This window comes from Paraburkholderia sp. BR10141 (assembly GCF_056155635.1).
This window is the reverse complement of sequence record NZ_JBMIQH010000069.1, coordinates 1-14,227: the sequence shown is the minus strand read 5'-3', so window position 1 is coordinate 14,227 and position 14,227 is coordinate 1. Positions and strand designations below refer to the sequence as shown.

At 65.4% G+C, this 14,227-nt stretch carries 11 protein-coding genes; 2 read left to right on the top strand and 9 right to left on the bottom strand.

All coding sequences use genetic code 11. From position 1 onward, the window contains the following. From ACOJB8_RS39820 to ACOJB8_RS39810, 3 genes are all read right to left on the bottom strand, one after another. Positions 1-1,004, bottom strand: a 1,004-nt coding sequence (locus tag ACOJB8_RS39820) for an acetyl-CoA C-acetyltransferase (RefSeq protein ID WP_475017701.1), incomplete at its 3' end; no start/stop codon positions are given. A 62-nt stretch (positions 1,005-1,066) separates the two neighbouring features. Continuing rightward, on the bottom strand, positions 1,067-2,359 hold the full coding sequence (locus tag ACOJB8_RS39815; RefSeq protein WP_475017699.1) for an acetyl-CoA hydrolase/transferase family protein: 1,293 nt from the start codon (positions 2,357-2,359) through the stop codon (positions 1,067-1,069). Then, a complete protein-coding gene (locus ACOJB8_RS39810) occupies positions 2,359-3,264 on the bottom strand; it encodes an SDR family NAD(P)-dependent oxidoreductase (protein WP_368604923.1) in 906 nt (301 codons plus the stop codon). The genes ACOJB8_RS39815 and ACOJB8_RS39810 overlap by 1 nt, the downstream gene beginning before the upstream one ends. Positions 3,265-3,557: 293 nt before the next feature. On the opposite strand from ACOJB8_RS39810, the gene ACOJB8_RS39805 reads away from it, so the two are divergent. After that, a complete protein-coding gene (locus ACOJB8_RS39805) occupies positions 3,558-4,460 on the top strand; it encodes a LysR family transcriptional regulator (RefSeq protein WP_475017697.1) in 903 nt (300 codons plus the stop codon). A 41-nt stretch (positions 4,461-4,501) separates the two neighbouring features. Here ACOJB8_RS39805 and ACOJB8_RS39800 read toward each other — a convergent pair whose 3' ends face one another. The 4 genes from ACOJB8_RS39800 to ACOJB8_RS39785 all read right to left on the bottom strand — a co-directional run bounded on the left by ACOJB8_RS39800 (position 4,502) and on the right by ACOJB8_RS39785 (position 11,290). Continuing rightward, positions 4,502-5,659: an acyl-CoA dehydrogenase family protein gene (locus tag ACOJB8_RS39800; RefSeq protein WP_475017695.1), complete on the bottom strand. Its 1,158-nt coding sequence runs from the start codon at positions 5,657-5,659 to the stop codon at positions 4,502-4,504. Between the two features lie 69 nt (positions 5,660-5,728). Beyond that, a complete protein-coding gene (locus ACOJB8_RS39795) occupies positions 5,729-7,261 on the bottom strand; it encodes a class I adenylate-forming enzyme family protein (RefSeq protein ID WP_475017693.1) in 1,533 nt (510 codons plus the stop codon). A 269-nt stretch (positions 7,262-7,530) separates the two neighbouring features. Next, positions 7,531-8,904 carry an MFS transporter gene (locus ACOJB8_RS39790; RefSeq protein ID WP_069262478.1) on the bottom strand — a complete coding sequence of 458 codons (1,374 nt, stop codon included), beginning with the start codon at positions 8,902-8,904 and terminating at the stop codon, positions 7,531-7,533. 46 nt (positions 8,905-8,950) lie between these two features. Next, positions 8,951-11,290 carry a cytochrome P450 gene (locus ACOJB8_RS39785; protein WP_475017690.1) on the bottom strand — a complete coding sequence of 780 codons (2,340 nt, stop codon included), beginning with the start codon at positions 11,288-11,290 and terminating at the stop codon, positions 8,951-8,953. Between the two features lie 154 nt (positions 11,291-11,444). Here ACOJB8_RS39785 and ACOJB8_RS39780 point away from each other — a divergent pair, with 154 nt between their 5' ends. Continuing rightward, on the top strand, positions 11,445-12,329 hold the full coding sequence (locus tag ACOJB8_RS39780) for an IclR family transcriptional regulator (RefSeq protein ID WP_475017689.1): 885 nt from the start codon (positions 11,445-11,447) through the stop codon (positions 12,327-12,329). 66 nt (positions 12,330-12,395) lie between these two features. On the opposite strand, the gene ACOJB8_RS39775 is transcribed toward ACOJB8_RS39780, so the two are convergent. Both ACOJB8_RS39775 and ACOJB8_RS39770 read right to left on the bottom strand, forming a co-directional pair. Next, the gene (locus tag ACOJB8_RS39775; RefSeq protein WP_475017687.1) at positions 12,396-13,637 is read right to left on the bottom strand and encodes a cytochrome-c peroxidase; all 1,242 of its coding nucleotides are present in this window, start codon (positions 13,635-13,637) and stop codon (positions 12,396-12,398) included. Between the two features lie 76 nt (positions 13,638-13,713). Then, positions 13,714-14,227, bottom strand: a 514-nt coding sequence (locus ACOJB8_RS39770) for an alkaline phosphatase family protein (RefSeq protein ID WP_475017685.1), incomplete at its 5' end; no start/stop codon positions are given.

The window sequence follows — 14,227 nt, the reverse complement described above, 5'->3', positions numbered from 1 at the left end:
CAGCCCTTGAGCACCGCGAGCACCTGGCACGCGAAGGCCTCGTTCAGTTCGACGAGATCGAGTTGATCGAAGGTGAGCCCGGTCTTGTGCAGCAGCTTTTGCACGGCCGGCACCGGGCCGATGCCCATCGTCGCGGGCTCGCATCCCGAAGCTGCCCAGCCCGTGAGGTAACCGAGCGGCGTGAGGCCCAGTTTGTCGAGTTGGTCTTCGGCGACGATCAGGCACGCAGCCGCGGCGTCGTTCTGCTGGCTCGCGTTGCCCGCCGTCACCGTGCCGCCTTTCATGAGCGGCTTGAGCTTCGCGAGCGACGCCTCGCTTGCGTCGGCGCGCACGCCTTCGTCGCGTGCGAACAGCACCGGGTCGCCCTTGCGTTGCGGCACCGAAACCGCCACCACCTCGTCGGCGAAACGGCCCGACTCCCATGCCGCCGCGGCGCGCTGGTGGCTGCGCACGGCGTACGCGTCCGCTTCCTCGCGCGTGATGCCGTACTGCTTCGCGAGGTTTTCAGCCGTTTCGATCATCCCGGAGATGTAGCCGAAGCGCGCTTCGGGCTGCGAGCGTTCGCGGCCACGCTCGAGACGGTCGTGCATCTTCACCGAGCCCGCGCGAGCGCCCCAACGCATGTCGGTCGTGTAGTACTCGATATTGCTCATGCTTTCCACGCCGCCGGCCACGACCACGTCCGCCGCGCCGCTCTGCACCATCATCGCGGCGGTCACGACCGCCTGCAGCCCGCCGCCGCAACGGCGATCGAGCTGCATGCCGGGCACCTGCACGGGCAGCCCCGCTTCGAGCGCGGCCCAGCGGCCGATGCAAGGCGTTTCGCTGTTCGCATACGATTGCGCGAAGACCACGTCTTCGATACGCGCCGGGTCCGCGCCGCTGCGCGCGATGGTTTCGCGCAGCACCGTGGCCGCGAGCGTTTCGACGGAAACAGGGCGCAGGCTGCCGCCGAAGGTGCCGACCGGCGTGCGTACGGGTGCGACTATCGCTGCTCTTCTCATTTCGGATTCCTTTACATGGAGTCTGGTTGTTGTTGTTCGCCGCGTCGTGTGCCTGCGTACCGTCAAACCGCTATCGCATCCCGCCGCGCATGGTGTTGCGCCGCCAGCTGTTCGCGCCACTCCGGCGGCGCGATGGCGAGCATGCGCTCAGCGCGCTGTGCGAGCGTGAGCCCGCGCAGATCGGCCACGCCGTGCTCGGTGACGATCACCGCGGCGTCGCTGCGCGGCGTGCTGACCGGCCCCGAAAGACGCGCGACGATGCGACTGCCATGCCGCGTGCTGGCTGCGAGCGCGACGATCGCGACGCCCCCGTGCGAGTGCGCCGCGCCGCGCATGAAATCGAGCGCCCCGCCCACGGCGCCCACATAGCGACCGCCGGCAGCTTCCGCATTGACCTGCCCCGTCAAATCGACTTCGAGCGCCGAGTTGATCGCCACGAACCGATCAAGGCTGCCGAGCACGTCGATGTCGTGCGTATAGGCCGTGGCGCGAAACTGAATCCGCGCGTTGCGGTGCGCATGCGCGTAGACCTTGCGCGTGCCCATCATCGTGCCGGCCACGCTCACGCCTCGATCTCGCGACTTGCGAGCATTCGTCACCACACCGGCTGCGATCAGATCGACCACCGCGTCACCGATGGTGCCGCTATGCACGCCGAGATCGCGCCGGTCGCGCAACTGCGCGACGATGGCCTCGGGCAGCGCGCCTAGCCCGAACTGGATTGTCGAGCCGTCTTCGATCAGGGATGCGGCGTGCTGCGCGATGCGCCGCTCGATTTCGCCGGCCTGCGTGGCAGGCGCTTCCAGCGGCGCGCGGTCGGTATGGATCAGCACGTCGAAATGATCGCCGCGCAACATGCGCTCGCCGTAGGTCCACGGCGCCGCCGCATTCACCTCCGCAATGACCACGCGCGCGCTGTCGATCAGCGGCACGAGATACTCATGGGCGATCGAGAGGCTGTAGCGGCCCGCCTCATCCGCGGGGGCAACTTGCAGCAGCAACACGTCGATGCGGTTCGGACCCGTAGTCAGCACGCTGCGAAACTGCGAGTAGTGACACGGCAGGATGTCGAGCACGCCTTCGCGTTCGAGCCGCCGGTTCGTACCCGATGCGCCATAGGCCATGAAGTCCACGCAGTCGGCATACGCGGGCTCGAGCGTGTCGGACCACGACGCGCCCACGAACACGCGAAAGCGCCCGCCTATCGCCTTGCGCTGCGCCATCAGCAGCGCGGTGAGCGTGCACGGCTCGGCTCCGCACTGGCCCCACGCGAGCGTGTCGCCCCGGCGCACGTACTGCGCGAAATCGAGCTGCGCGGCGTCGACGACGCGCGCCGCGCGCGGGCCGCGCGTCATCAGACGGGGTCCCAGCTGAAGACATCGGCGGAAACATCGAGCGTATGGAACGACTTGCGCAGCGCCGGCATGGCATGCTCGGCGATCGTCTCCGGCGTCCAGCCTTCGCCGCGATGCACCGAACGCACGGGGCGCGGCTGGCTCATCAGGAAGATTTCGTTGTTGCGGACCGCGAAAATCTGGCCCGTCACGTCGGCGGCCTGTTCGCTCGCGAGGTAGACGGCGAGCGGCGCGATCTTCGCGGGCGTCATCTGCTTGATCTTGGCAACGCGTGCTTCCTGTTCCGGCGAATCGATCTTGATAGAGTTGATCATGCGGCTCCAGGCGAACGGCGCGATGCAGTTCGAACGGATACCGAACTTTTCCAGATCGAGCGCGATGGATTTCGACAGGCCCGCAATGCCGAGCTTCGCGGCGCTATAGTTGGCCTGCGCGAGATTGCCGATCAGCCCGGACGTGGACGTCATATGCACGAACGCCCCACTGCGCTGCTCCTTGAAGTGGTCGGCGGCTGCGCGCGAAACGTAGTAAGAGCCGTAGAGGTGAACCTTGAGCACGGCGTCCCACTCTTCTTCGCTCATCTTGTGGAAGAAGCGGTCGCGCAGGATGCCCGCGTTGTTCACCACGCAATCGATACGGCCGAACACGTCCAGCGCGTTCTGCACGATGCGGGCGGCGCCGGCGGCGTCGGCCACACTGTCGGTGTTCGCCGTGGCCTGGCCGTCGAACGCCGTGATCTCGTTCACCACGGCTTGCGCGGGGCCGTCGTTATGGCCCTCGCCGGTGAGCGTGGCGCCCACGTCGTTCACCACGACTTTCGCGCCGTGGCGCGCCATCATGAGCGCGATATCGCGGCCAATGCCGCCGCCCGATCCTGTCACCACCACGACCTTGCCGTCCAGCATTCGTTGCGTCGTCATCGTTTTCGCTCCTCCAGCCCGCGTTGCGCCGGGCATTCATTCGATTTGAATCGTGATGCGGCAAGCTGTGCCGTTCGTGTTGCAGCTTGACGCATCGGCCAAAGCTGCACAATTTGGATATGCCGAACGCCTGTTTCGGCCAGGATTAACCCGTACTATCGCTAATGGCGTGCGTTGCGCCGCGGCGCAATAATGGCTGGAGTCTGCTCGCCCCTCATGTTTTTCGCATCCCTCTAACGAACGAGCTGACGGACATTGGAGTCACGGCAAGTCAACCCATGCATTTCGATCTCGTCGACCTGAAGCTCTTCACCCACGTAGCCGAGGCGAGCAGCCTCACGCGCGGCGCGGAACGCGCGCACCTGTCGCTGCCCGCGGCGAGCACGCGTATCAAGAATCTCGAAGAACAGGTGGGCGTGAAGCTCTTGAGCCGCACGAGCCAGGGGGTCACGCTAACGGGCCCCGGCGAGACGCTGCTCGCCCACGCGCGCCGCGTGCTCAAGCAACTCGAGCAACTCACGGGAGACTTGCAGGAATATTCGCAGGGGGTGAAGGGCCATGTGCGCGTGTTTGCGAACACCACGGCGATGAGCGAGTTTCTGCCTGCCGTGCTGCGCACCTACCTCATCAATCATCCCGACGTGTACGTGGACATACACGAGCGGCTTTCGCCCGATATCGTGCGCGCCGTGCAGGACGGCACGATCGATATCGGCATCGTGGCCGGCAATGTGCGCACCGAGGGACTGCAGGTGCTGCCCTACCGGCGCGACCGGCTCGTGCTCGTCACCGCGCTCAGCCACCCGCTTTCGCAAGCGAGCGAGATGGCGTTTGCCGATACGCTCGACTACGACTTCATCGGGCCGCCCGACGAAAGCGCGATCTTCTCGTTTCTCAAGCGCGCCTCGTCGGATCTGCAACGCACGATACGCTGGCGCATCCAGATCGGCAATTTCGAAGCCGCGAGCCGCATGATCGAGGCGAACATCGGCATCGGCGTGCTGCCTGAGGGTACGGCGCGCCGCCACGCGCAAACCATGTCGCTCAAGATCGTGCCGCTCACCGACGAGTGGGCCGTGCGCAAACTGCAGATCTGCATGACCGACCGCGATGCGCTGCCGCTATTCGCGCGCAAGCTCGTCGATCTGCTGGTGGCCGACGGCATCGGCCGCCTCGAATAGCCCCATGACGCGGCGCGCGTGCTGCGCGCCGCCCCTCTCGACTAGCGCCCGCCGGCCGCCCGAATCATGTTGCGCGCAATGACGATCTGCTGGATCTGGCTCGTGCCTTCGTAGATGCGGAAGATGCGCACATCGCGGTAGAAACGCTCGATGCCATAGTCGGACATATAGCCCGCGCCGCCAAAAATCTGCACCGCGCGGTCTGCTACCCGCCCGCACATTTCGGATGCGAAGAGCTTCGCACACGCGGCCTCGGTGCTCACGTTCTGGCCGGCATCGCGGCGGCGCGCCGCGTCGAGCACCATGCAGCGCGCCGCGTAGAGTTCGGTCTGGCTATCGGCGAGCATGGCCTGCACGAGCTGGAACTCGGCGATCTTCTCGCCGAACTGCTCGCGCTCCATCGCGTAGCGCAGCGCGTCGTCGAGCATGCGCTGCGCCACACCCACGCAAATCGCCGCGATATGAATACGCCCCTTGTCGAGCACCTTCATCGCGGTCTTGAACCCCACACCTTCTTTGCCGCCGATGATGTTCTCCGCGGGCACCTTCACGTCCTCGAAGATGACGTCGCAGGTATGCGCGCCGCGCTGGCCCATCTTCTTGTCGCGCTTGCCGAAACTGATGCCGGGCGTTTTTGCGTCGACGATGAACGAGGTGATGCCGCCCGCGCGCGGCTCGTCGGGATTGGTGCGCGCCATCAGCGTAAACATGCCTGCCAGCGGCGCATTCGTAATGAAACGCTTGGTGCCGTTCACCACGTAGTGGTCGCCGCGCCGCTCGGCGCGCGTCTTGATCGATGCGGCGTCCGAGCCCGCGCCCGGCTCCGTGAGCGCGAAGCTCGCGATGATCTCGCCGCTCGCAAGCTTCGGCAGCCATGTTGCCTTTTGCTCGTCGGTGCCGTCGATCACGATGCCCTGCGAGCCGATACCTACCGTCGTGCCGATGATCGAGCGAAACGCGGGCGAAGTCTTGCCGAGTTCGAACATCACGAGCACTTCTTCTTCCATCGTGAGATCGAGCCCGCCGTACTGCTCCGGGATGGTCAGGCCAAAGAGGCCCATGGCCTTCATGTCATCGACGATATCGGCCGGAATTTCATCGGTTTCGGCCACGCGCTCTTCGTTCGGCACGAGACGCTCGCGCACGAAGCGCGCGACGTTGTCGAGCAGAACGTTCATCGTTTCCTGGTCGCGAATCATGGTGTATGCCCTGCAATCGTTGATCGGGCGGCACGACGCCGCCCGTGAGGATGACAAAATCAGGAATGCTCAGTGAGCGCGCACGGCGCGTTTGGCCATTTCGCGCAGTGGCTGCTTTTGCAGCTTGCCGCTGGCCGTGGTCGGAATCATGTCGATGGTCACGATTTCCGAGGGGCGCTTGTAGGCCGAGAGCCGCTCGCTCAGATAATGGGCGAGATCGGCCGTGTCGATCGTCGCGCCGTCCTTCGCTTCCACGAACGCCACGACTTCCTCGTTGCCTTCGGCGTCGCGCCGCCCCACCACTGCGCTCTGGCGCACCGCTGCGTAGGTGTTGATGACCGACTCGACTTCGATGGGATACACGTTGAAGCCCGAACGGATGATGAGATCTTTCGAGCGGCCCACGATGAAGAGCGCGCCGTCCGCGTCCAGCCGGCCGAGGTCGCCGGTCTTGAGCCAGCCTTGCGCATCGAGCACTTCGGCGGTCAGGCCCGGCTCGCGGTAGTAGCCGTGCATGACGCCGGGACCGCGCACCCACAACTCGCCCGCTTCGCCGCGCGGCACATCGTGACCGTCGGGCCCGACCACGCGCAACTCGGCACCCTCGACGATCTCGCCCGAAGACACGTCCTTGCGCGGACGGTCCATGCGTGTGATGAATAGCGAGCCCGCGTACTCGGTCATGCCGTAGCCGTGATGCAGCGGCATGCCGAAGAGCGCTTCGACCTGCTGCTTGAGCGTGGGATCGAGCGGACCTCCGCCCGTGTACAGGTAGCGCAAACGGGGCGCATGTACCGTGCCGCCGTGCTCGCGCACATAGGCGACGATGCGCGTGAAGAGCGTCGGCACCCCCTGCAGGATGGAGATTTCGGAGGCGGCGAGCGCTTTCACGACCTCCTCGGCCGAAAAGCGCGCGGCCAGATGCAGGCTCGCGCCCGCCTCGAAGGTGGCGAGCAGCAGCGTGGCGAGTCCGAAAATATGCGACATCGGCATGACCGCGTACGCGCAGTCCGCCTGTGTCATGTCGCGCGATGTCGCCGAGACATGCGCGAAATGCAGCAGGCCGCGATGCGTGGCCATCACGCCCTTGGGCTGGCCCGTCGTGCCCGACGTGTAGATGAGCACCGCGACCTCGTGCGCGAGCGCTTCGGCCTCACGCACGGCGTTGAGATCGGGCGCGGCCATCATCAGCGGACCGAGCCCGGCGGGCGCGATCTCGCGCGCGCGATAGCGCACGCCATGACGCAGCGCGTCGGGCGAAGCACCATGCGTAAACAGCATGAGACGCGGCCCGCAATGGGCGCGAATCGTCTCGATCTCTCGTTCCGAGAGCCGCGCATTGACCACGGCCGGCCACGCGCCGATTTCGGATAGCGCGAACAGCAGCGTCACCACGGCCGAGCAGTTTTCGGCCACGACGAGCACGCGGTCGCCCACGTCCACGCCCTGCTCGCGCAAAAACCGCTGCGCCTGCCCCACGTCGCTCCAGAGCTGCCCGAAGCTCGTCACCTTTGCTTCTTCGCGTATCGCCACGGCTTCGGGCGACGCCTGCGCCCAATGCCGCGCGATATCGCTGATCTTGCGCGCCGCTCGCCTCACCACTGTCACCTCCCGTCGTTGCTCTTTGACTGCGTACGGCGCGCCGTGGCACGCCGCATCGCGACAGGTATCAGTGTGGTTCAGGCGCGGCCTGCCAACAATTCGTTTTCGATAAAGCCGGCATTCGTCTGCCGAGAAGTCGGAATTCACCCCGATGGCCGGGGCTTCGAGGCGATTATCTTCTCGACCGGGAGCGTGCTCGGCGGGCGCTCAGCCCTCGTGGGTGACGCGTGCGAGGCGCCGGTGCGGCCCTGCGCAGGCGCTGCCGCCAGTCACTCCATCTGCGCCGCCGCACGCTCGCCTCCCATCGTGCCCCGGGAAGCGCTATTCGCCCGATGAATCGCCACGATGCCCGCGAGCGACACACAGGCCGGCACGGCCGCCGCGAGAAAGAGCGCCGACGACGACCACTGCAGGTGCAGGAGCGCGCCGCCCAGCACCGGGCCGACGACCGAGCCGATACGCCCCACGCCGAGGCTCCAGCCGATGCCGGTCGAGCGCAGCGAGGTCGGATAGTAGGTCGCGGCGAGCGCGTTGAGCGCGGGCTGGCCGCCGATGATCGTAAAGCCCGTGACGAAGATCGCCGCGAACATCGCGGCCACGGAGACCATCACAGCGGGATTGCCGATGGCGGCCGTCGAGACGATGGCGATCAGGAACGTCGTGGCGAGCACGCGCGTGAAGCCCGCAAGGTCGATGATGCGCCCGAGCAGCAGCGTGCCGATCACACCGCCGCCCCACAATGCCGTGCCCGCGAACACGGCGGTCCGGGTCGAATAGCCGGCGTCGCGGATCACGGTCGGCAGCCAGTTCGAGAGGAAATACATGGCGAGCAGGTTCGAGAAGTTCACGACCCACAGCAGCACGGTCACCCGCGCGCGCCCTTCCTTGAACAGCTCGACGAACGGCACGCCGCGCGAGCGCGTTTCCACGCTCGTGAACTGCACGCCGGCCGGCAACGCGAGCGCAGGCGCCACGCGCGACAGATTGCGGCGCACGCGCGCCTGCGTGCGCTCACCACGGCCGCGAAACAGGAGGAACTGGATCGACTCGGGCAACGCGAGCCACATCAGCACGCCGAGCACGAGCGGAATCGCGCCGCCTACGAAGAACACGGCACGCCACCCGAACGCGGGAATCAGCGCCGCGGTGATCAGGCCACCCACCACGCCGCCCAGCGTGAAGCCGCACGAGACGATCATCATGAGCGTGACGCGCATGCGGCGCGGGCTGTACTCGCCCGCGAGCGCCATCGCGTTCGGCATGATGCAGCCAAGCCCCAGCCCCGCAACGAAGCGCCAGGCCACCAGTTGCGCGATCGAATGCGCGAAGCCCGTTGCGACCATGCACGCGGAAAAGAACAGCGTCGCGCCGATCAACACCGGGCGGCGGCCGATCTTGTCGGCGAGCGTGCTGAACGTGAGCGAGCCCACCAGCATGCCAAAGAGGCCCGCACCGAACACCGGCGAGAGCGTCTCCTTCGCGATGCCCCACTCGCGGATCACGACCGGCGCCACGTAGCCCATGGCCTGCACATCGAAGCCGTCCATCACGAGGCACAATGCGCAGAGCGTGACCACGAGGAGCTGATACCGCCCGAACCGGCTTTCGTCGATGATGCCGGTAACCTCCACCGCCTTGTTCATGCAATGTCTCCAATATTGTTTTGTCGTCTCGATCGCTCTGCGGCGACTAAAGTTCGAGTACCAATCGCCCGCTTTTCGCTCGCGAGCAACAGGTCATCATGCGGGTTTGCGTGTCGCGTTCGGCGCGCGTGAGCACCACGTCGCGATGGTCGATCTCGCCCGCCAGCACGCGCACCTCGCACGAGCCGCACAAGCCTTCTTCGCAATCGCTTTGCACGTCGATGTTCGCGCGGCGCAGCGCGTCGAGCACGGTCTGGTCGGCGCCCACGTTGAGTACGAGCCCTGAGTCTTTCAGCTCGACTTCGAACGCCTGCTCCCGCGAGGGGTCGAGCTTGCCGCCGGTCGCCGCGAAATGCTCCACGCGCAGTGCATCCTCGGGCCACACCTCGCTGCACGCTTCGAGTGCTTCAAGCATGCGCGCCGGGCCGCACGCGTAGACGCGCGTATGCTCGTCGACGTACAGCGCGGCAAAATCGTTGCGCGAGCCTTCGTCCGAAACGTGCAGATGCAGGCGCTCGCCGTGCAGCTGCGCGAGTTCGTCGACGAGCGCCATCGTCCTGCGCGAGCGCCCGCTATAGTGCAATTCGTAGTCGATGCCCAGTTCGCGCGCGCGGCGCGCCATGGCGCTTACCGGCGTGATGCCGATGCCGCCCGCAATGAAGATCGCGCGCCGCCCCTCTTCGTCGAGCCGGAAGTGGTTGCGCGGGCCGCGTATCTTCAGGCGCATGCCTGCGTGCAACGTGTCGTGCACCCAGGCCGAACCGCCGCGGCTTTGCATTTCGCGTAGCACGGCGATCTCGAACGCGCCCGTGTCGGCGGGGTCCGAGCACAGCGAGTACTGGCGCGAGATGCCGGTGTCGCCGCACTCCACGTCGATATGCGCACCCGCCGCCCAGCGCGGCAGCGCGCGGCCGTCCGGCGCGACGAGGCGCAAACGGACGATACCTTCGGCCACGGCGTCCACACGCTCGACCACCACAGGCCGCGAAAGCGCGTGCGCCGACGGCTCGCCAATGCGCACCGCCACGTGCGCGCCGAGCAGCGCCGGATTCGCGCGCTCCGGGTTTTGCGCGGGGTCCCATTCCACGAAGACATGCTCAGGACCCCGGAACGACGTGTTGGGCACATACGTGAACGTCTGCTCGGCCAGACGCATGTGCGGCAAGCGGCGCCTGAATTCTTCGAGGAAGATCTGCATCTCCATACGCGCGAGGTTCTTGCCCATGCACTGGTGCGAGCCATAGCCGAACGTGACGTGGTCGCTCGCGTTGTCGCGGCGAATATCGAACAGGTCGGCATCGGCGAAATGGCGCTCGTCATGATTCGCCGAGGACGTCACGATGAGCAGCTTGGAACCCGCCGGAATGTCGATGCCGCCGATTTGCACGTCCTTCGTCGCGAGGCGCCGCCAGGCCGCGACCGAGCCGTTGTGGCGCAGGCACTCCTCCACTGCGTTCGGAATGAGGCTCGGGTCCTCGCAGATCTCGCGCCACGCATGCGGGTGCTGCAGCAGCAGCTTCATCGCGTTCGCCGTGGCGTTGGCCGTGGTCTCGTGCGCGGCCACGATGCCGGCCATCATCATCGAATGCAGATAGGAGTCCGTGACGACTTCGGGATGTGTCTTCTGCTTGCGAATACCGTATTGCATCCAGCCCGGGCCGTCCGGGTTCTGGCGCATCTTGTCGAGCACCTTGCCCGCGAACCGCCAGAAGTTGCCCACCGCGTGCGCCACTTCGACCTGCTCTTCGGGGCGCGGCCGCCCCCACGTATTGACCGTATGCGCAATCGAATACTTGCGCAGCAAGTCCATGTCCTCCTCGGGCACGCCCAGAAAATGCAACGCCACGGTGAGTGGCACTTCCCAGAGCATCTGGTCCACGAGGTCGGCGCGGCCTGCATCGATGAAACGGTCCACATATTCGCGTGTGAGGCGCCGCACCATCGGTTCGTGGTGCTTGAGATGTTCGGGCGTGAACGGCTCCATCAGCGCGCGGCGGCGCGGCATGTGGGCAGGCTCGTCCTCGTTCACGAGCGTTCGGTTCATGGCGTAGCCGTACGAGTCCAGCACCGCGTTCGCCTCGGGACCGGTGGGCGTGATCTTTTCGAGCGCAATGGAGGGCGAGAACGTGAGGTTGTCGCGAAAGATCGCCTTGATGTCGTCGTAGCGCGTGACCACCCAGTAGCCAAGCTGCGGGCTATAGAACACGGGTTCCTGCTCGCGCGCCCAGCGCACGTACTCGGGCGGGTCCTGCTGGTAGCCGTCGCTGAAGGGGTCGAATGCCGCGGCATTGGCACTGACCGGGCAGCGCGACGTGGCGGCCGACGTCCGGTTCGCGGCGTGGGGAAACGGGCAGCGGCCCGTCGATGGGGAAGGTGTCTCGCTCATATGCCTCTCCTGCATCCTGCGTGCATTACGTTTTGCGTAACTCTAGTACGCATTGCGTAATTACGAGATAGGGGTTAACGTGCAGGCACTATGCCGCCCCTACGCGCCCTAAAATCCGCGTGAACCCAACCGATATCCCAGCGTCCCGTCCAGTATGGAAAGCAGGAAAACCACTCCCCGTCGCATCACGGCCAAAGTGGCCGACGCCTCGACGTCGCCCAAAGTCGCGCAAGAGACGAAGGCCGTAGCCGCGCCGCGAGAGCGCCGTCAGCGCGTGCAATCCGCGCAAACCGGCATGGCCGTGCTCAAGGGTCTCGCGCGCCTGGGCGGCCGCGCGAGCCTCTCGGGTCTCGCCGCTTGCGTGGGCGAGAGTCCCGCAAAGGTGCATCGCTATCTCGTGAGCCTGATCGAGGAAGGCCTGGTCGCGCAGGACACCGCCACCCAGCAGTATCGGCTCGGCGTCGAGGCAATGATGATCGGCGTGGCCGCCATGCGTCAGGCCGATCCGGTGCGCATTGCGGAGCCCGCGCTCGTGCGCCTGCGCGAGACGCTCGAAGTGGCGTCGTTCGTCGCGGTGATGGGCAACAAGGGGCCCACGATCATCCGTTTCGAGGAACCGGGGCTGCCCGTGACCGTCAACGTGCGGGTGGGCTCGGTGATGTCGCTGCTATGGTCGTCCACGGGCCGCGTGTTTCTCGGCCTGCTCGACGACACGCGCGTGCTCGCGCAAGCTGAAGAAGAACTCGCCCACGCCGATGCTTCGTTGCGCGCGCAACTGAGTGCGAGCGATCCGATCGGCACGCTGCGGCGCGACGTGCAGCAAGCGCGCTGCGCGAGCGTGCGCGACACGAATCTCAAGGGCATCAGCGCCGTTTCGGCGCCGCTCTTCGATCACACCGGCAAGCTCTGCGGCGTGCTCACGGCGCTGGGCGCCACGGGCGGCTTCGACGCCACGGCCGAGGGCCCGAACGGTCGCGCCGTACGCCGCGAAGCGGACGCCGTGAGCGCCCTCCTCGGCTACGTGGCGAGCAGCGCTTAACGCTTCGTCAGCGCATAAAAAAACCCGGTTCAAAACTGACCGGGTTTTTCCTTTTTCTGAACGACGTTAGCGAGCCACCGTCTTTGCGTCCGCGTCGGTGAGGGTATCCAGGAACGCCATTACGTCGCGGATATCCGAGTCTGACCAGACCGGTTTGCCGCCCAGGTGATTCGTCAGCGGCTCCGTCCTGGTATCCACATTACTGCGCAGATTCTTCGGCAGGTCGTCAAACTTCACGACGTGGCCGTGCGCGTCTTTCGAATACCACTTCTCCGGGTTCGTGTCGCGCTCGACATAGAAGCGTAACGAATCTTCCAGCGTATGGTACATGCCATTGTGAAAGAAGACGCGTCGCGTGGCGACGTTGCGAAGCGTGGGCGTGCGGAACATCCCGCAGAACCACTTCTGCTGCTTCGCCTCGTCTTGACGCAGCGGCCCACATAACCCCATGTCGAAGAAATTCGGATCGCGGTTGGCCGGAATTTCCATGTTGCGCGGCACACCCAGCGTCTGAAAGTTGTAATCCGTCAATGCCGGATGCGCGCCGTGAGCGCCTTTGTTGATCAGGTGACAGCTTGCACAGTTGCCCTTGTCCGGGTCGCTGAACAGCGCCAATCCGTGCGCTTCCTGTGGCGTGAAATGCTCCTTGCCGTCGAGCACCCGGTCGAATTTGCTGGAGTACGGCGCGAACGACGGATCGTTGAACTGGAATGCCTGCAATACCTTTCCGAGGTCCGCCAGCGCCTGCGTCGGCCGCGAGAAAATGTCCTGACCGAATGCTTCGCGGAACTGCTGTGCGTAGGCGCTTTTGCTCAGCTTCTGCGCTACGTCCTCCGCGCTGCTGTTTGCCATTTCATCCGGATTGAGCAGGGGAAATGCAGCCTGATCCGCGGGGGAGTTGTAGCGTCCATCCCAGGTGTATCCGCCGCTGGGCTGATTATCTCCGTCCTCGAGACGCTCTTTCAGGCTATTTGCCTGCGTGAACGTCCAGTAAGGCACAGCACGCAGATAGCGCAGCGACGGCGCCGAGCGCAGTCCGGCTCGATCGAGGTTTGGACCACCCAACTGGACTGCCAGACCGTTCGGCGGCCCATAGGCATTCGCGGGGCTGTGACAGGAGGCGCATGACTGCTTGCCGGAAGCCGACAGCGACGGATCGAAGAACGCTGCCTTGCCGATGGCTGCCAGATCAGGCGCAGGTGCTTTGACCGTGGCTGCCTGAGCGTCCGGTGCATGTTGGTCGCATGCGCAAAGCAGGCAAATGCAAAGGGCCGTTGTGAGAACAGCCCTTAGAGGAAATTGGCGCATGACGGATCAGGAAAAGAGCCCGGTTCGAGCCGAGAACCGGGCCAGGACAACAAAGTTCTTGTGAGACCGCTACGGATTAGCGGTTATCGATGTTGGCCGATGTGAAGATCGGCTTGAGCGATGCATCATCTGCGTAGCCGAGATACGAGCCGATGCCGAAGTTGTCTTCGAGCGAACGCAGCAGCGCGTAGTGGTTGTAGCCCGTACCATCCACGTGACCGCCCTTGATGAACGGCGACAGCAGAAGCGTACCGATCTGATCGCCACCGACTCCGAGGTAGTTCAACGCAATCGACACGCTCCGCACGGATGCAGGCAGCGTCGCCGGGTTGATACCGAGCAGGGCTGCTTGAGCCACCGGCAGCGTGGACATCGTGACCTGTTCCGGACGCGTCACGTTCGGACCCGTTTGCTGGTTGCAGCCCGGGCACTGGTTGCCCATTTCCGGCTCCAGCAGGGAAAGCGTCGTGCCATCTGCGCTGAGCGACGTTGTCGGCGTCAGTCCGGTCACGACGCCTTCGTCCGTCGTGATGATGATCAGGCCGTCCTGCTTGTAGGCGGGCGAAGCCTGAATCAACGGGATCGTGTTC

Bases quoted from the DNA above. Each gene is read 5' to 3' on its own strand.
- ACOJB8_RS39785 (WP_475017690.1), bottom strand. From the start codon at position 11,290: ATGAGCGAGACACCTTCCCCATCGACGGGCCGCTGCCCGTTTCCCCAC.
- ACOJB8_RS39805 (WP_475017697.1), top strand. From the start codon at position 3,558: ATGCATTTCGATCTCGTCGACCTGAAGCTCTTCACCCACGTAGCCGAG.
- ACOJB8_RS39800 (WP_475017695.1), bottom strand. From the start codon at position 5,659: ATGATTCGCGACCAGGAAACGATGAACGTTCTGCTCGACAACGTCGCG.
- ACOJB8_RS39815 (WP_475017699.1), bottom strand. From the start codon at position 2,359: ATGACGCGCGGCCCGCGCGCGGCGCGCGTCGTCGACGCCGCGCAGCTC.
- ACOJB8_RS39790 (WP_069262478.1), bottom strand. From the start codon at position 8,904: ATGAACAAGGCGGTGGAGGTTACCGGCATCATCGACGAAAGCCGGTTC.
- ACOJB8_RS39810 (WP_368604923.1), bottom strand. From the start codon at position 3,264: ATGCTGGACGGCAAGGTCGTGGTGGTGACAGGATCGGGCGGCGGCATT.
- ACOJB8_RS39780 (WP_475017689.1), top strand. From the start codon at position 11,445: ATGGAAAGCAGGAAAACCACTCCCCGTCGCATCACGGCCAAAGTGGCC.
- ACOJB8_RS39775 (WP_475017687.1), bottom strand. From the start codon at position 13,637: ATGCGCCAATTTCCTCTAAGGGCTGTTCTCACAACGGCCCTTTGCATT.